At 41.9% G+C, this 18,350-nt stretch carries 10 protein-coding genes; all 10 read right to left on the bottom strand.

The genetic code is table 11. The features are described 5' to 3' along the window. Positions 1-33 precede the first annotated feature (33 nt). The 10 genes from HMPREF1528_RS06710 to HMPREF1528_RS06665 all read right to left on the bottom strand — a co-directional run bounded on the left by HMPREF1528_RS06710 (position 34) and on the right by HMPREF1528_RS06665 (position 17,878). Positions 34-696, bottom strand: coding sequence for a DUF421 domain-containing protein (locus tag HMPREF1528_RS06710; protein WP_016479147.1), 663 nt, complete (start codon positions 694-696; stop codon positions 34-36). 40 nt (positions 697-736) lie between these two features. Next, on the bottom strand, positions 737-1,519 hold the full coding sequence (locus HMPREF1528_RS06705; protein ID WP_016479146.1) for a DUF481 domain-containing protein: 783 nt from the start codon (positions 1,517-1,519) through the stop codon (positions 737-739). Between the two features lie 960 nt (positions 1,520-2,479). Next, positions 2,480-5,284: an ABC transporter substrate binding protein gene (locus HMPREF1528_RS06700; RefSeq protein WP_016479145.1), complete on the bottom strand. Its 2,805-nt coding sequence runs from the start codon at positions 5,282-5,284 to the stop codon at positions 2,480-2,482. Further along, positions 5,259-6,137: a carbohydrate kinase family protein gene (locus tag HMPREF1528_RS06695; RefSeq protein ID WP_016479144.1), complete on the bottom strand. Its 879-nt coding sequence runs from the start codon at positions 6,135-6,137 to the stop codon at positions 5,259-5,261. Before HMPREF1528_RS06695 ends, HMPREF1528_RS06700 begins: the two co-directional genes overlap by 26 nt. A 189-nt stretch (positions 6,138-6,326) precedes the next feature. Continuing rightward, positions 6,327-7,493 carry an MFS transporter gene (locus HMPREF1528_RS06690; protein ID WP_016479143.1) on the bottom strand — a complete coding sequence of 389 codons (1,167 nt, stop codon included), beginning with the start codon at positions 7,491-7,493 and terminating at the stop codon, positions 6,327-6,329. A 67-nt stretch (positions 7,494-7,560) separates the two neighbouring features. Next, positions 7,561-9,777: a GH32 C-terminal domain-containing protein gene (locus tag HMPREF1528_RS06685; protein WP_016479142.1), complete on the bottom strand. Its 2,217-nt coding sequence runs from the start codon at positions 9,775-9,777 to the stop codon at positions 7,561-7,563. A gap of 317 nt (positions 9,778-10,094) precedes the next feature. Next, positions 10,095-11,552, bottom strand: coding sequence for a glycoside hydrolase family 32 protein (locus HMPREF1528_RS06680; RefSeq protein ID WP_016479141.1), 1,458 nt, complete (start codon positions 11,550-11,552; stop codon positions 10,095-10,097). A 111-nt stretch (positions 11,553-11,663) separates the two neighbouring features. Beyond that, positions 11,664-13,040, bottom strand: coding sequence for a DUF4960 domain-containing protein (locus HMPREF1528_RS06675; protein ID WP_034567932.1), 1,377 nt, complete (start codon positions 13,038-13,040; stop codon positions 11,664-11,666). Further along, positions 13,027-14,697: a RagB/SusD family nutrient uptake outer membrane protein gene (locus HMPREF1528_RS06670; protein WP_016479139.1), complete on the bottom strand. Its 1,671-nt coding sequence runs from the start codon at positions 14,695-14,697 to the stop codon at positions 13,027-13,029. Before HMPREF1528_RS06670 ends, HMPREF1528_RS06675 begins: the two co-directional genes overlap by 14 nt. A gap of 37 nt (positions 14,698-14,734) precedes the next feature. Then, a complete protein-coding gene (locus tag HMPREF1528_RS06665; protein WP_016479138.1) occupies positions 14,735-17,878 on the bottom strand; it encodes a SusC/RagA family TonB-linked outer membrane protein in 3,144 nt (1,047 codons plus the stop codon). Positions 17,879-18,350: the final 472 nt, after the last annotated feature.

Genomic DNA, 18,350 nt, shown 5'->3' with positions numbered 1-18,350 from the left:
AATGTTTTTGAGGGCTTTTCTTTCTCATTGTTACTAAATATAGGGTATAACTTTTATCTGAGCATTTTCGTATTCTGCTAAAAATACCTCGGAAGGATTGCTGTATCCTGCCTTTTGTAGCTCTCCAAGTAGCCATTCTTCGCTTTTATCTACATCTTCCAGCACGCTTTTTTGAATAATTCCATCGGTAATGACAGGATATTTGGGGTTTTCTTCTCCTGCCAACACAATAATGAGTTCGCCATTCTGTTCAAGTACCGCTCTTTTTACCTCTCTGATATAGTATACCCCTTCTTTGCGCAGTTTGAAAGCGAGTTCGTGTGCCGTAATTTTAGCTTTTTTGCAGGCAGCTATATCTATCTTACCACGATTGATAACAATCACAGGGGCGCCGTCTATAAACCTCCTAAAAGCTTGGTTTTTAGTTTTTAACTGACGTAACCCTATGATAAGGAATGCCCAAATAGCCAATACGATAGCAAACTGAAAGATACTCACCGATGGACTGTAAATCACACCTCCAATAATACCTCCAAGTACGTAATTTTGCACCTGATCCATCGCCGAACTCGGTGCCAAATTACCCTTGCCCGATTTGTTGATGATTAAGGCAAGAGCTAACAATCCTAAAAGCAATTTTAGGAATACATCCAAATAGAAAAACTCCTCGGATTCAATATAAGGAATTGTATACATAATGTTAATCAGAAAATTAGTAAATTAGCAAATGGGGAAATTAGAAAGAAATATTAAGCCCTACTTCAAGCGAATGATAGTCTTTTTTTATAGGTACAATAGGAGCAGTGTCGTAAATAAGTCGGTAGGTACCAAGTATACCTATGGTAGGCGTAATATTGTATTTGAGGTCGATAGCCCCACCATAGCGCGCTTCCTTAAAAGTACTATCAGGTCTAGTTTGATGAATGGCAGTAGTGGTAAGCTCCCATTTTTCACCTATTCGAAGTTTATAACTGAGCGACAAATGACTTTTGATACTGCGACTGTAAGCATAAGTAGCCTCAACGTTATCGGGAGCAGGATATTCCCATTTTTCGTATTCAAAGAAGAAGCCCACCGCAGCAAACATCAGCGAGGATTGAGTATTCAGCAACCGATAACGCGATTGTAAGCCAGTAGAAATCTTGTGTTTCATTCCTCTGCTCTCTGCCCATTGCGACTCAGCATAAGGATACACCTCAAAAGCGTGGTCTAACAGATAGCGGTACTCCATATGCACATACCCTCCACTTAATATTATTTGACTACCATAAGTAGATAACTCAAATTTGTTAATTACATTAATAATCCTATTGCAATTGATAAGCAAATTGAGGTTAGCCGTATTTTTAAAAGTGAAGACATCTTCTTTTTCGGTTTTAAAATCCAAGATAGGCATTAGGCTCCCTTGCAGAGTTTTGGTGCTGTCTATCGTCATAGTAAGGTTTTCCGAAAAAAGCATTTGTGAATAGACAGAAGTCGAAGACAATAGCGCCAATAACATATAAAGTAATCGTTTCATCGTTTTTAAGCATATATTTAATAAGGCACAAAAGTAGAAAATCAATCGCGAATACACAAAAAAATCTCACTTAAAACCAATGCTTCATACCTTTTTTATAACAATCTTCCAAGAGAAGTTTTTCACCACATTACCCTCATCATTCGTCATTCGCTACTCGTCATCTCTTCCCTTTTCCGTCATCACATTCCCCCTTTAAACGGAAGTCCGCGAGAGCGGAATATGTGAATAGGGGGAGGTTTCTTTTGATTTTCCGTCATACTCCCCCCTAGTGCCTATGGCCTAAGGCCTAGTGCCTATTCCCTTTTCTTTCGCCTCGAAACCCCGTTTTTAACATTTTTAGTGCTGTTGTATTATATTATGAATCAACTATTTATACACCCTTTCTATACCAATCTTCCAAGATTCGTATAAGCTTCCTATAAGCTCTCTATAAGCTAACCATACCCTTCTCACAGCCTTTTTTCATCAAAAACTCTCTTAACCTCCTTCTGAAAATCTCCGTTTTCTTCCGAATCATCCTAATAGCCTCCAACCCATCGCTTTTTCATCTCAAAGTTTTTGCCCGTGCGACACACACCTCTCCATTAGCTAATTTCCAAATTTTCTAATTTGCTAATTCTCTCATTTGCTAATTAATCTCAGTTATATATAATACTGATTTACAGATATGTTTACATTGTAATCTGTGAAATCCAGCAACGCAGTTGCCAATTCGTGCCCATCATATTTGTCAATTATCAATTGTCAATTGAAAAACTATCCGTATAATCTGTGTGTAGTCTGCGAGCTGGCATAGCAGAGTATGTGTTTAAAGGCAACTTGTTGCCTATTTGTTTGATTTTTTCAAAGATTTGTAAGATTTCTGTAGCGTAAGCTACACTTTCCTTACATCAAACTCGCATTAATAAAAAATTATCTGGGAAAAATCAGTGCAAGATTTTAAAGCAGTCTATAACACTACCTAATCCGTTCCAAGTACTCTGTCGGACTCTCGTTGTAAAAATCTTTAAAGCATTTCGCAAAGTAGGAAGGAGAAGAAAATCCTACTTCATAAGCAACTTCCGAGATGCTCTTGGCTTTGCTGTTGAGCAACTGCTTAGCGTATTTTACTCGTATGGTGCGAATAAGCTCATTAGGCGAATAGTCGGTGAGGGATTTGATTTTGCGATATAAGTTAGAGCGCGACAAACCTAAGGCGTCGGCTATTTCGTCTATATTCATTTCAGGATTGGCGATAGAGTTCTCTACGTAATGCGTAAAATCGGTGATAAACTGCTGTTCTACCTTACCTAAAGTCTCTTGTTTAGTTTCGTTTAAGAGGAAATTACTAAAACTCTCACGTATCTTCTTACGGTTTTCTATGAGCTTGCGCACTCGTGTTTTCAGTAATTTTATGTTGAAAGGTTTCGCAATATAGGCATCGGCACCACTCTCGAAGCCCACTTGCTTCTGTTCGTCTAACGCATAAGCAGTGAGCAAAATCACAGGAATATGATTAGTAGCCACGTTAGTTTTTATCAACTGACATAAATCGAAGCCATCAGTCTTGGGCATCATCACATCGCTGATTACTACATCGGGGAGGTGCTTTTTAGCTACTTCAAAGCCTTCTTCACCGTTTTCAGCTTCGATAAGGTTATAGTCATCACTGAGGATATATCGAATAAACTGACGCATATCCTCGTTGTCTTCCACAATCAGTACAGTAGGTTTCTCCGAAGCCGTTGGAGAAGCCGTAGGTAGTTTGAGTTTCTCGGTAGGTGCGGGCAACGAAGGCAATAAGTCGAGATGGGTTTCTATGTAATTGCTGTCGTATACCGCTTTTACCGATACTTGTTCTTGAGTGAAAGGCAGGCGAATGACGAAGGTTGTCCCCTCCCCTTCTGTACTCTCTACGCTGATGGTACCGTTGTGTGAGGCTACTAAGGCTTGTACCAAAGCCAAACCTATACCCGAACCTTCGCTATCGGGATTTATTTTGTAGAAGTGCTCAAACACCTCACTTTGTTTGTCTTTCGGAATATATGAACCGCTGTTGAACACACGCAGCACAGCTACTCCTCCTTTGAAGGGGGTTAGGGGGAGGTCTTCTTTTTCTAACGACACGGTGATACTTCCTCCTTGAGGCGTAAACTTCAGTGCATTAGAAAGCAAGTTGAAGTAGATTTTCTCTACTTTTTCCTTATCGAAAGCCATTTCAAAAGAAGTATCTTCGGCAAGAAACTGAAAGTTGAGTTTCTTTTGTTTGATACGGTCACTGAAAAAAGAATTGAGTTCAGTAAGAAACCGTTTTAGGTTGCCCTTAGTGAAGTACATTTGCATCTTACCATTCTCATAACTGCGGAACTCAATTACTTCGGAAATGAGATGCAAAAGTCGGTTGCTGTTCTTTTTGATGAGGAATAACAAGTCTTGTTCTTCTTTGGGAAGCGAATTGTGAGCCAAAAGCGTCTGCACAGGACCTAAGATAAGCGACAGCGGTGTTTTAAACTCGTGAGAAATATTGGTAAAGAAAAGCAATTTGGCTTGGGTCGCCTCTTCTAATTGCGCCGAGATTTCCTCCAAGCGCTCTTTCTGTTGTTGCAATTCAGTAGCCTGACGTTTGATTTCTTCGTTTTGTTTTTCTAACAGATTATTAGCACGACTCTTAGTGCGATATGCTCTGATAGCTATTGCCAAAAATATAGTAATCAAACCAATAGCAATAATAGAAATATAGAAGAGTGTACGCTGAGTAGTATGCTGAATAAGGCTCTCACTCAGCTGCTGATTGATATCCTCTATCTTAGCTTGTTTTTGAGCAATTTGCTCTGTTTGCAACTGTAAAATACGCACATTGCTCTTGTCCACCACAGCGGTATTGAGAATATTCTCGCGCTCAAAAGGTTGTTTATGGAGTATTTTCATTGCAAGGTCAATAACCTTTTCTCCTCCCGTAGGATAGATAAACGATGCGTCTTGCACGTTGTTCTCTATATTGCTAATTCCTTCTTGTTGTAGCGCATCTACCCCTATGATAAAGGGTATTTTACCGTTGAATTGCATCGCTGCTTCGTGAGTACCCGCTGCCATTGGGTCGTTCATCGCAAACACAAGGTCAATATTGGGGTGTTGCTGAAAAAGTTGTTGCATTTGCACTTTGGCATCTGCTTTGAGGAAGTTGCCCCAGGTCTCGGCTACTATTCGCACCTCAGGAGCATTCTTAAGGGCATCTACAAAGCCTTTATGGCGTTCCGCATCGGAAGTTGAGCCTTTGGTACCACGCACTTCGGCTATATTGCCTTTGCCTTTGAGAATACCTATTGCATAGTGTCCCGCTTCTTTACCTATTTGGTAATTATTAGCTCCCACATAGGCAGTATAACTCTCAGTAGCGATTTTCCTATCTACCAAAATCACAGGAATACCCTGCTGGTAAGCCTTTTCAATAACTGGTGTACACGCTTCCGACTCGTTAGGCGAAACAACGAGCACATCTACCTTTTGTTCTATGAACCATTCTATATCGGCAATTTGCTTAGGAGTATCGTCTTTCACACTGCGAATCAGTAGCTCAGTATTGGCTTGGTAAAGGGCTACTTCGCGTTTGAGCTCCTCGTTCATCGTTTGTCGCCAAAGGTCTTCACTGCACTGCGACACCCCTATCACATAACGGGGGTTTCGCTCCCTTTGGCAAGCAAGGCAAGCAAAGAGAGCGAAATATAAAAAAAGTATATGATACTTCCTAAAAGTCATTTTATCTAAACAACTCCAAATGAGCATCGGCAAGACGAGGCATCGCACCGTGTTGCTGACACACGTAAGCCGATACTTCTACCGCCAATTGATGCGATTGGGCAATACTGCAACCATTGAGGTAAGAGGCTACAAAGGCAGCTGTGAACGAGTCGCCAGCTCCTACCGTATCGGCGATGGTAACCTTAGGCGTACCTAAGAACGATTTCTCATTAGGCGTAAACACATAACTACCTCGTGTACCTTGTGTTAAGATGAGGAATTTGAGGTTGTATTTCTCCAATAGACGCTTACATACCTCTTCATCAGTTCCTTGCAAATTGAACATTTCGGCAATTTTCACTATTTCCTCATCGTTGATTTTTAATGCAGTTGCCTTGTCTAACGAATCGGTAATTACCTCTTTGCTGAAATATTTCAAGCGGAGGTTGATATCGAATACTTTTAAACTCTCGGCAGGCATCAAATCTAAGAACTTGTGAATAGTAGCGCGCGATATTTCACTGCGTTGTGCTAACGACCCAAAGCACACGGTATTAGTGTTCTTTGCTAAGTTCTCGATACGTGAAGAGAATGGAATATTGTCCCACGCTACATTTTCGCTAATCTCATAGGTAGGCACCCCACGACCGTCTAACTGTACTTTTACGGTACCTGTGGGAAAATCAGTCTTCTCAATGATGTAGTTGAGTTCTTTTTCTTCTAAACTTTTTAGTATTTCTTTACCGAGTAGGTCACCTCCAATGGCACTCACAGCATAGCCGTTGAAACCAAATTGCGACACGTGGTAAGCGAAATTAGCGGGTGCACCGCCTAATACTTTTCTTTCAGGGAAGACATCCCAAAGGATTTCTCCCAATCCTACTACTGTATTTTTCATTGTATTATATGTTATCCTCTCCTCTGTCTTCCCCTTGGGGGAAGGAGGCGGAGTGTTGTTGTTAATTCTTTTTCAGCGTACAAAGTTATAAATTCTTTTTGAGATTTCCTACTACTAATAATAAATACTATCAGTCGTCAGACCTTTCTGACTAATCCAACTTATACAATTTGTAGGACTCTCTAACGACTAATTGTTAGCATTTGCTTTGAGTCGAGTGCTCATTAGCAACAGATATAATACTCCTATGCTGAGGACAATAAGGGCTCCTATCTGTGAGCCACTCATCGCATCGGAGGCTAAGCCCATTGCAAAAGGGAAGATAGTACCGCCAAAGAGTCCCATAATCATCAAGCCTGATACTTCGTTTTTCTTAGTAGGGTTCTGCAAGAGGGCTTGCGAGAAGATAATTGAGAATACATTGGAATTGCCAAAACCTACCAAAGCAATAGCGGTGTAGAGCATTGTCTTATCACTGAAAAAGAACAGTATCGCCATTGAGGCTACCATACAAAGCACACTGAGGGTAAAGAAACTCTTAGGAGATACTTTGGTGAGAATATAAGCTCCTGACAAACATCCTATGGTACGGAACAAGAAATACCAGCTGGTGGCAAAAGAGGCTTGGGTAGTGGTAAGCCCTAAACGCTCCATAAAGATAGTGGGCGCTGAGGCATTAACTCCTACGTCTATCCCCACGTGGCACATAATACCAATGAAACACAAGAGTACATAAGGGTTAGCAAGCAGTGCAAAACACTCGGTAAAGGTGGCGTTTTTACTGTCGTTTTTCTCTTCTTCAATATGGGTAGCTCCAAGCCACAAGAGGGTTACTACCGAGATAGCTACAAAGAGTAGGAAGAAGAGTCGCCAATCATTGAATTTATCAAAGCAGAAGCTCATCAGCAAGGGGGCAGAAAACGAGGCTATTGCCTTGATAAACTGACCAAAAGTGAGTGAACTCGCGAGTTTGTCGCCTTTTACTATAACTGACATTAGTGGGTTTAGCGATACTTGCATTAGCGTGTTACCAATACCAAGCAAGGAGAAAGCTACCAACATAGTGGTATAGTTGTAGCTGATAAAGGGCACTACCATTGCTAAGATGGTAATCACCAAGCTGAGGAGTACGGTTTTGCGACGACCTATTTTGCTCATCAGTACGCCTGTGGGCACTGAGAAAAGCAGAAACCAAAAGAATACCATTGCAGGGAGCGCTTTGGCGGTGGTTTCGGTCAAGCCAAAATCGTCTTTTACAAAGTTAGAGGCAGCGCCTACAAGGTCTACGAAGCCCATACAGAAGAATGATAGAAGTACGGGCAATAAATATTTTAGATAGTTATTATTCTGTTGCATACTATGAATATATTATTAGTCTCACACACTCCCCTCTCCTTGGGAGAGGGGCAGAGGGAGAGGATTATTATTTCAATTTATAGACAGTTACATTTTTAAGGGTGAGGGTACCTTTGCTAGTGTTGAAGCGGAGAGTATTGTACACTTCGGTAGGAAATACCGCATTGGTTTGTACTACTTCGCCATTGTTCACAAAAAGTTCAGTAGAAGCTTTATCTACCAATAAGCGTACGGTATAGCTTTTCTTAGCTACCATTGGTGCTTTGATAAGCGTTTCGGCGAAGTTGGCATTGAAAGCTACACTGCTCTTACTGCGGTCTACCGATAGGGTTTTATTAGCGCCGTCAAATAGGTATTTGATAGTTTCACCTTTGGTGTTTTCGAGAGCAAAGCTAAAGCTATCGGTTTCGTTAGGGGTTACCGTGAAAGTAAGTTCGTAAGCGCCTTGATTATTGGGCAAAAAGTTTTCGAACGTTATAGCATCGGAGGTGTTGGTACGTGTTTTATCACCTAAAAGCACTGCTTCACGACGCAAACTCTCCAACTCTTTTACGGGCTCACTGGCTACTACCAAGTGCTCGCCATTATGCACCAAACGCAAAACGCGGGCAATGGTCATCGCGCTACGGAAATTTTGAGTAGGGGTTTCATTGGCGTAATCCCAGTTGCTCATCCATCCTATGAAGAGACGACGACCATCGGTAGCGGGGACATTACTCCACGTTACACCTGCATAATTATCGCGTCCGTAGTCTAACCAAAGCGGATAGTTCATAGTATCGGGGGTGAAGGTTTTACCATCAAAATTACCGATAAAGTACTGAGTAGCACTTCCGCCGTTAGGTCCCCCTGGGTTGATACTCACGAAGAGCACCCATTTGGTTTTTCCTTCATAAGTAAGGGGGAAGAGATCGGGGCATTCCCACACTCCGCCGTGTCCGCCTAAGCCTTCGCCAAATTCACTGAGGCGTGTCCATTCTTTGAGGTTCTTAGAGCCATAGAAGGTAATCGTTTGGGTAGTAGCAAGGCTCATCACCCATTGTTTAGAGGGTGCGTGCCAGAATACTTTCGGGTCGCGAAAGTCGATAATATTGGCATCGGTGAGTACGGGGTTGCCTTCGTATTTGGTGAAGGTTTTTCCGCCATCGAGACTATAAGCGATAGATTGTGTTTGGCGTTCGCCTGCTGAAGTGAAAATTGCCACCATAGCGCCTTTGCCAAAGCCGGCTGTGTTATCGTGGTCAATCACAGCACTGCCTGAGAAAATCGCTCCTAACTTATCGGGGGCTAATACTAAAGGCTTGTATTCCCAATTCACCAAGTCTTTAGAAACGGTATGCCCCCAGTGCATATTGCCCCAGCGCGCTCCGTAAGGATTATATTGGTAGAAGAGGTGGAATACTCCGTCGAGGTATACCATTCCGTTAGGGTCGTTCATCCAGCCGTATTGAGGGGTGAAGTGATATAGCGGACGGTATTTTTCGTTGTAGTTGAAGTTATATTCAGCCGACTGTTTGATTTCGGCTAAGCCCATATCGGTAGTTTTGGCTACTGCAAAAGTAAGGGTTACTTTTTTGCCTTTGTATGCCTCGATAGCGATAGGCACCCAGTAGTCTATTTTGTTTTGGGCGATGCGAATGGTCATTGGTTCGCCTATAAGGGTACCGTCTACCGATAGTTGGACTTTGTTTTCGGTTGCTTGGTCTTCCACAGGAATGAGCAGGTATTTGTCTTTGGCTTCAAAGGTACGGGTGTAATCAGTCATAAAAACGCTTTTTTGTTTGTTGCCTTGTTCGATTTGGTCGATGAGGATATGCCCCCAGCCGCCGCGTTGGTTATCGACAATTCGGATAGTGGCTTTCTTTCCTTTATAGGGTTTTACGTCCCAAGTGAGCCATTGTAGGGTTTCGGTTTCGTAGAGAGAACGCGCTTGTAACACGCTTTTGCCTTCTACCAAAAGCTCAATATAGGTATCGGCGTGAGTGCCTCCCCCTATGAGGAAATTAATATAATCGCGCTCGATGGTGAACTCTTTTGAGGTAAGCGCTCCGCGAGAGTCGTCGCCATTGTTGAAGCTATTAGCAAGGTGTTTTCCTTCAAAGCCTGTTACGGGCTGCTGACCGGTATAGCTACCCGTGGCGGGAGTCGCGCCAAAGGCGTCGCCTTCTACCGTCCAATTGGCATAAGTACCCGATTCGAAGTCCTCAATAATGAGGTCATCAGTGTTTTGCTGGCAGGCAGTGAGCGTTAAGACTCCTAATCCTGCTATTAGTTTGTTATTCATATACTTTTTTATATCTCTTTTAATTAAAAGATGGTACAAATATACATTATTTTTATTTGAATTAGCAAATAAGTAAACTAATTCCTCATCTTCATTCCCTCTCACTAAGGAGAGGGAGGAAGCTGAGACTTATAAAGTAATGAAAGTATCTGTTTTTGAGTTAAAAGATAAGATGTTTATACCCGTCCTTCGCCTTAGGTTCGCTTTAGCTTCACCTTAGACTCATCTTTTGTTCGTCTTTCCTTCGTCTTTCCTTCGTCTTTTGTTCGTCTTAGGTTCACTCTTCCTCCTTTTACCTCTTATCTTTTACTTTTTACCTAAAAAGTAAAGTTTGCTGTACCGTTAGCAAAGATACCCCAAGGGTTTTGGTTCATCTTATAGCAACGGATAGAAAGGGCTACTACATCGTTCACATAGATTGCTGCTGCCGAGCCTTCTTGCACTATTTTTACGGTGTATTCCTTGTTGGCGTTCACGGGAAGTTTTATGCTATTAATGGTAGCAGTACCTCCGTCTCTAATCACACGGTTGAGTTGTAACTCTCCTTTGTTGAGGTTAAGCGTTACGCGATAGGTTTCATAAAGGTTACCACAAGCGCCAAACATCACCCCAAACTCGGTAGCGGTATTGGCTTTTATTTTAGCAACTATCTTGTTGAAACCACTGCTGAGACGGTCGAATACACGAGTATTATTATCTAACGAAATGCTACCCAAAGAAGCAGATACCGCTTGTTTGCTATCGAACGCGGTAGGTATTTTTATGTTGAGGGTACCATCGCTGTTTTGAGTGAGCTCGTGAACAGCCAAAGAACCTCCCCAGTGATAGGCGGAATTATCTTCGTAATTAATACGCGACGGATTCCACCCCCATATATAGCGGTGAGTGCCGTCGGTAGCGGTTTTTCCGGCATAGAACACACGGTCGTCTAAGTCTTGTTGTGCAGGGGTAATCCAATTCTTGTCACCCACACGACGGTATCTGTATTGCACACGGCGCACGCTTTCTTCGATGTTAGAGAATATTAAATACTGATAGTTTCCTTGTGTAAACAGATCGGGACACTCTACCATAAAAGCACTGGGGTCAGTATAGAAGAAGGGTGTATTCGGGTCTTTTGTCCAGTTCTTAAGGTCGGTAGAAGTGAATTGTGCTACGACACCTTTCCATACACCGCTTCCTATATCGGCACGGGTGCTAAGGAGCATCTTGTAGGCATTTCCTTCTTTGAAGACAATAGGATCGCGGAACTCATTGCGGTCATAGCCATCAGGAGCTCGGAAGGAGTGTTGTGTATCCTTTGTCCACGTTTTCAAATCGGTAGAAGTAGCCCAATAGATGATTTCTTTGGGGTCTAAATCGCCGTTATGCCCTGTGTAGAAAGCGTAATAGGTATTCCCGTCTTTGAATACTGAACCTGTACCGAGGGCATCTTCGTGCGAACCGTCGGCACCACAAGCAATTGCTTCACCATTATCAGTATAATTAACCAAATCAGTAGTGGTAGCACTATACCAAGGGTGGAAAGTTGCAGGTGCTGGACGTTGGTCGTAGAGATAGAAGATATGGAACTTACCATTGTCATAGAACGGCATAGGGTCGCCTACCCAAGCGTTCTTGGGCTGAAAGAAGTGCTTATAAGTACGACCATAATCTTGTACGGCATAACAAGTAGAGGCATCGGGAGCCGCATTAGGGTCGTTACTACAATATTCTTTTTTTTCACAAGCTATTAAAGCGGTAGCACAAAGTGCCAATGTAAGTGTCTTTTTCATTGTTTATTAATTTATTTTTATTATTTAACCTCCTCCTATTCCCCCTTTTTAAGGGGGGAAGAAAGGACGGTTATCACATATACGTATGAAAAGAGGTATTTTATGTTTCTATTAATTCGCTAAATATTCTAAGGCGTTAGCAGTGAGCAATTCTATATTGCCTTTATAAGCATTGGCAGGTGAATTATCTTCGTTATACCAGTCGTAGCCTTCAATACCTATACAAATTGTGCGACCTGCATTACCACGTTTAAGATATTCAAAGATCGCAGCACGGTTCATAGCATCATTCCAGTGGAAGCTTGCTAATAACTTAGCTCCACTGGCGGTTTGCCAGCCTGCTACATTATTGGCATAATCACCCCACTCGAAGTTCCATAAGGCGTTATGTGCTTTGGCTTTTACCCCTCTAGAGAGTAAGAAGGCGACATCGTTAGTACCTGTTTTCTTAGTCAATCCTTTGAAAAGGGGGTGGCTTTCGTTGCCTTTATAGCAAATACCCCAGTCATCACCAATTGCAAATGGACTGTTGCCTTCTCCCCACATATTGTTTACCACCTTGCCGTCTAAGGCGATACCTAAATCGACTACGTACTGTACAGCCCAAGAAGACAATAAGAACGAACCTCCAGCAGCATAGAATTGTTTCATCTTGTTCACAACGGCATCTGCTTTGGCTTCAGCAGGCAACTCTTTGTTGTTATCCCAATGCCACCAAATCACTTTGTAGTCGGTAAGATTAACTTTGCCGTCCTTGATGTCACTAAATGAAATGTATTTGGCGGTATCGTAGTTTTCGGCAAGCCAAGTGTAGGCAGCTTTCTCGTCTTCATTGGCGATAGCAGAAGCACTCTTAGCTGTACCTACAAAGGCAATAGGCGCAAAGTTGGTAGGTATAATCTCTACATTATACGCAAAACTCTCACCGCGGTAGTTCATAGTGTAAGTAACGCTTTGAGTGAAGTTTTGGGCAACTCCCGAAGCAGGGCTTACGGTAGCATTAGGGGTAGTGCTAAAAGTAGGAATTAGCGCAGTTACTGCTTCTCCTTTGGGGTATTTCACACTTATTTTACCTGTACTGTGGTCGATAGTAGCTTTGTATTTCCCGATAACAAAGTTCTCTATCTTAGGGTACTGAGCGGTAACGGTATAATCCCAATAGAGGTTACCATTAAAGATGCGATACTTGGCACCTTTACTCAAATCTACTCCTGTAGCACCTTTAGGCACTGAGGTAGCTCCCTCGGGCAAGCTAAGGGAGGTGGACATATTGGTAAGCGTAGCCGACCAAGGAGCGTAAACCGTGATAGTTTGTTTCTCCTCGTCTATAATCCCATCGATACCATCGGCTTGAAAGGCATTAATTTTTGCCTCTTTGTCGTTAATAAGTTCGCCTTCGTGCTTTTCGTCACAGCTGAGTAAGCCGAGCAAAGCTGCTACACTGAGGGCGAGTTTGTGTACTATTGTTTTCATATTAGAATCCTGCATTTTGTTTGTAAATACCTTTTACATACCCTATTTGGTTTTGTGGAATAGGGATATACTCATTTTTATTTTTAGTGAAATAAGCACTGCTGAATATCGCTGGACGACGTGTTTTCTCTTTAGTGAAATAGTCGTTGAGTACTTGGTCGGCGATACCCCAGCGTACAAGGTCGAAGAAACGAGAGCCTTCCATAGCAAACTCTAAACGGCGTTCCCAACGGAGTGCTTTGCGAGCATTTTCTTGATTCCAAGTGATATTTACGCCATTTTGATATACAGCTATATCAGTATTGGTAGCGTAAGGAATCATAGAAGTACTTTGTTTAGCGCGTTGGCGCACTTGGTTAATAAGTGACAAGGCTTCGTTGCTACGGTTGAGTTCGATAAGAGCTTCGGCACGCATTAGGAGTACATCGGCGTAACGGATAAGAATACGATTCTTAGAGTTACCGCGGAAAGGGTTGATATTGCGGAAGCAAGAGCAAGAAGGGTCTACATTCTCTTTGAGTGATGCATAGAAACCGTATACATTGCTATTGCGATTCCAATCATTCTTATAAATCAATTCGGCATTGTACTTATAAGGCAAACCTGGCAATGCTACTGTATGGAACAAACGAGGGTCGGCTTTATCACTAGTAGCGTTGTAATCGTTGTTGTTGAAGTTATCGAAATCGGGCAAACCATTCACTGTTTTGAAGGCATTTACCAAATTCTGACTTGGCTTATGGAAATCACAGCAACCTAACTTTTGTGGAGCAGAGAGTTGATCACCCCAGTTGAGGCGTCCGTACTGAGTACCATCGTCCACTGAGTATTGTACCGCAAACATAGATTCTTTACCATTTTCATAGCCACCGGGGAGGAAGTTAAACGCAAAGTCATCTTCCAAACCATAAGAAGAACCTAATGCAAAACTTGTATAAGTAAGTACCTCTTGCAAATCTTGGCTATTGATACCTGTTACACTATTGTTTTCTGATTGGCGATACGCTTTGTACAAATAGGCTTTAGCTAAATAAGCTGCTGCTGCATATTTATCAGCTCTACCTTTTTGAGGTTGGGTATTAGGCAATAAGTCGTAAGCTTTTTTGAAATCGGCTACTATTTTTTGCCATTGTTCATCATTAGGCAAAGTGTTAGGGGTGGTTTCGTAAGCACTATCAGGTGTATTCTCATCTACAAAAGGAATATGCCCAAAGATAGTTTTCAACACGAAATAGAAATGACCTCGTAAGAAATACATTTCGCCCATACGCGATTGACGATTTGCTACTTCAGCATCGGAAGCCTGTTGCAAGGCTTTCAGAGCGGTATTGGTACGCGAAATAGCCATATAACACATAAACCAAAAGCGGTCAGCTTCACCAAAAGTAGGGTCGATATTCTGAGCGATTTCATAGAAATGGAAATGCTGGATATCGCTCACGTCTTGACCTCCTTTATAAGCGTCATCGGCACGTACATTACCGTAAATCCAAAGACTAAAAGGTACATCGTAGTGGTCATTACCCAAAGACGAATAAGCGGTAGTTACCAACTCATCGGCTTTAGAGATAGCTTCTTTCTCGGTCATAATCCCTTGTGGATTATCGTCTAAGAAGTTGCAACCTGTAAGTAGAGTTGCAAATATTGTGGTGGTATATATTATCTTTTTCATTTTATTATTATTTATCAGACGTCAGACTATTGATAATTTAAAAGCTAGCATTCAATCCCATAGTGAATGTTATTGGGATAGGATAACCATAATTAGGGTTTTCAGGGTCTTTACCTGTAAACGATTTGCTCTTGATAGTAAAGAGATTCTGACCGCTTACATACAAGCGCAACTTGCTGAGCTTAATTCTTTCGGATACTTCTTTAGGTAAAGTATAGCCTAACTGTACGTTACGAAGTTTTAGGTAAGAGCCATTCTCTACATAGTAAGTAGACATACGCCCTTCGTTATTATCATCGGTATAAGCTACACTTGGAATATCGGAACTAGGATTGGTAACGGGGTCAAAAGCATCGAGCAGACGGCGTCCTTTATTGGAGTAGGTATCCACCACACTCCAAAAGTCAGTATGTTTTTTCACATCGTTGATAATATCGACATTCTGTACGCCTTGCAAGAAGAGGGTAAAATCGAAGTTTTTGTACTCTAAGTTGAGGTTGAGACCGTAGATAAAATCAGGGTAAGGAGACCCAATCCAAGTGCGGTCGTCTTCGTTTACTACTCCATCGTTATTCAAATCGCGGTAGCGGATACGACCAATACCTTTACCGTTTTGTATAGGGTGCTGATCGAGTTCTTCTTGGGTTTTGAAGATACCATCAGCTACATAACCATAATAAGATTGATAAGGACGACCTAAGATATTATCCCATTTACCATTTCCGCCATAAGCATTGACTACAGATTCTGGTAATTCAGTAACTTTATTTTTATTGGTTGAAACGTTGGCATTGATATCGTATTTGAGTCCACCTTTGGTCTCGTTACGATAACCTACTGATACTTCCCAACCTTTGTTTTCCATACCAGCACCATTTACCCATTGGGTAGCACCTTCACCCTTGATACCTGCATAAGGAGGTTCTACCAAGATGTCTTTGGTTTTTTTGATATAGTATTCTACTGAACCGTAGAGATTGTTATTAAAGAAACCGAAGTCTAACCCAAAGTTGGTTTGTGTGGTAGTTTCCCATTTGAGATTTTTGTTACCGAGACGACTGCGACGGAAACCAGAAGCTAACTGACCAGAGCCTTTTCCTTCGATATCGTAAGAGGTATTCCAAATACCTGTTCCAGACCAAATATAGTCGCCTGTTACCCCATAGTAAGGATCGTAAATATCGTAAATAGAGTAGTTGCCGATTTCTTGGTTACCGTTTTGCCCCCAACCGAAGCGCAATTTGATTTCAGAAACGGTATTACGAATATTCTCCATAAAGGCTTCTTGAGAAAGACGCCAACCCAAGTTGAAAGCAGGGAAAGTACCCCAGCGGTTATCTTTGGCAAAGCGAGAAGAACCATCGTGACGAAGGGTAGCTGAAGCGAGGTATTTGTTATCATAAGCATAGTTGATTTTTCCGAAGAAAGAAAGCAACTTATAACCGGTAGCTCCACCACCTCCTGTAATACCTCCTGTAGCGAGATTAGGCCACATATATTCAGGAGTTTCTAAGGCAAGAGTAGTACCTTTTACAGAGAAGTTTATATCATCTTGTGAGAACATTTCCATACCTGCTAAGGTTTCAAAGCGGCTCTTGCCAAGCTCGAAGTCGTAGGTAGCTGTATTTGCCCAGTTCCATTTTGTCCAGTGAGATTGTTCGAGTTGAGAGAAGGTTTTTTCTTTGCCTTCTTCCATAAAACCGGAAATATACGAATGGTTGAGTGTACGTTTATAGAAATTACCGTAATCTACCCCAAAGTTAGAACGGATATTGAGCTTATCAATAGGTTTAATGTTTACAAAAGCATTCCCGAACATACGCCAGTAGTTATAACGATTATTCTTATTGTCGTTTACTAAGCGAGCAGGGTTCTGACGGTCGGGCAAACCATTTACAGGACCTCCCCAGTGCTTACCGTCTTGTGTGCGTACCGGAATGAAAGGTACGGCTATCATTGCTGCTTCGGTAATTTGGTAAGGTTGCTCTACCTCGCTGGTACGGTTTACAGTGAAGTTTTCACCTATGGTTACTACATCGCCAAAGAGTTTGTAATCGGTATTGATACGCGCAGAGAGGCGAGAGAAATCAGTATTCTTTACCAAACCATCGTTGTTATAATAGCCTAACGAAAGGAAGTAGTTACCTTTATCAGTACCATTGGTAACCGAAAGGTTATAAGATTCAGTTACCCCCATACGAGTGATTTCCTTGAACCAATCGGTATTAGAAGGGATCATAGGGCTTCCTGTTTTATCAAAATACTGACGTGGATAGTACAAATTATTAAGGGTGCTGTGACCATTGGCATCGGTAGTATAATCGTAGTGAATACCTAAAGCGTTTTGGTTGGGGTCGTTGCCACGGTTTACGGCTGCTTTCCAAAGCACTTGTGCATACTCATTAGCATTGAGCATCTTCATACGAGAGTGAAACATCGAAACGGTAGTATAATGGTCGAAATCTACCTTTAACACTCCGTTTCTACCTTTTTTGGTAGTAATAACGATGACCCCATTGGCAGCACGTGACCCGTAGATACTTGCTGCCGAAGCGTCACGCAACACTTGTATACTCTCGATATCGTTAGAGTTCAGCTCGTGCATACCGCCCTGAGTAGGTACTCCATCAATAATATAAAGAGGGTCGTTGTTATTAAGTGTACCGATACCGCGAATGCGAATGGTAGCTTTACCAGCAGGACCACCGTTATCGGTTACTTGCATACCTGCTACACGACCTTGGAGGGCTTTCATAGGGTTGTTTTCGGCAGTAGACATCATCTCATTTACCTTTACTACTGATACTGCACCGGTAAGGTCGGTTTTACGTTCGGTACGATACCCTACAGAAACGGTAACTCCTTCGAGAGTAGTCACCTCTTCTTCTAAACTTACGTTTATTTCCTTGCGTCCTTTCACGGCTACGGTTTGGGATTTGTAGCCTATATAAGAAAAGACCAAACTATCGGTGGCTGCAACGGGTTGAAGGGTATATTTCCCGTCGAAATCAGTAGAAGCACCTACTGTTTTGTGCTTTACCACCACACTTACACCCATCATAGGGCTGTTGTCGGATTTTGCTTTCACCACCCCTTTTACTTGTTGGGCGAAAAGAGCGCCCGAACAATTGCAGAGCAAAAGCGATAGTAAAATGCGCTTGTTTATCTTTCTACTCATCATATTGGTATTTGTTTTTTAACAATTGGTTTAATTTTCTTCGCATTGATGAAAATGCGATGTTTTTTCGGAGGCAAAGGTAAGGCAAAAGAAAGCATAGTACTATCAAAAATCGGTCAAACACTATCAAAATTGTGGCTAATTTTTGATAATGATGAAAAATATATAAAAGTTAATTATCTAATTATTAAACATTTAAATATTTTTGATAGCAGATGAATAAAAAGTGATAGGAGGAAATTTCTATTATTTTCGTTTGTGTATTTAAAAATTATAGTAATCTTAAAGAAAATGATTAATGAACAAAGAGAACCTATCCTCCTTATCACCTCTCGCTGAGGAGAAATTACAACGACGGTAATACGAACAAAGGATGGTTTTACAGTGGCTCTACAGTGGCTCTACAGTGGCTCTACAGTGGCTCTACAGTGGCTCTACAGTGGCTCTACAGTGGCTCTACAGTGGCTCTACAGTG

This window comes from Capnocytophaga sp. oral taxon 336 str. F0502, assembly GCF_000411575.1.
GTDB lineage: Bacteria > Bacteroidota > Bacteroidia > Flavobacteriales > Flavobacteriaceae > Capnocytophaga > Capnocytophaga ochracea.
Note: the sequence above shows the minus strand (reverse complement) of the source record. Positions and strands in the feature narration are given on the sequence as shown.

Coding starts and splice junctions, on each gene's coding strand:
- HMPREF1528_RS06710 (WP_016479147.1), bottom strand. CDS start 696: ATGTATACAATTCCTTATATTGAATCCGAGGAGTTTTTCTATTTGGAT.
- HMPREF1528_RS06705 (WP_016479146.1), bottom strand. CDS start 1,519: ATGAAACGATTACTTTATATGTTATTGGCGCTATTGTCTTCGACTTCT.
- HMPREF1528_RS06700 (WP_016479145.1), bottom strand. CDS start 5,284: ATGCTCATTTGGAGTTGTTTAGATAAAATGACTTTTAGGAAGTATCAT.
- HMPREF1528_RS06695 (WP_016479144.1), bottom strand. CDS start 6,137: ATGAAAAATACAGTAGTAGGATTGGGAGAAATCCTTTGGGATGTCTTC.
- HMPREF1528_RS06690 (WP_016479143.1), bottom strand. CDS start 7,493: ATGCAACAGAATAATAACTATCTAAAATATTTATTGCCCGTACTTCTA.
- HMPREF1528_RS06685 (WP_016479142.1), bottom strand. CDS start 9,777: ATGAATAACAAACTAATAGCAGGATTAGGAGTCTTAACGCTCACTGCC.
- HMPREF1528_RS06680 (WP_016479141.1), bottom strand. CDS start 11,552: ATGAAAAAGACACTTACATTGGCACTTTGTGCTACCGCTTTAATAGCT.
- HMPREF1528_RS06675 (WP_034567932.1), bottom strand. CDS start 13,040: ATGCAGGATTCTAATATGAAAACAATAGTACACAAACTCGCCCTCAGT.
- HMPREF1528_RS06670 (WP_016479139.1), bottom strand. CDS start 14,697: ATGAAAAAGATAATATATACCACCACAATATTTGCAACTCTACTTACA.
- HMPREF1528_RS06665 (WP_016479138.1), bottom strand. CDS start 17,878: ATGATGAGTAGAAAGATAAACAAGCGCATTTTACTATCGCTTTTGCTC.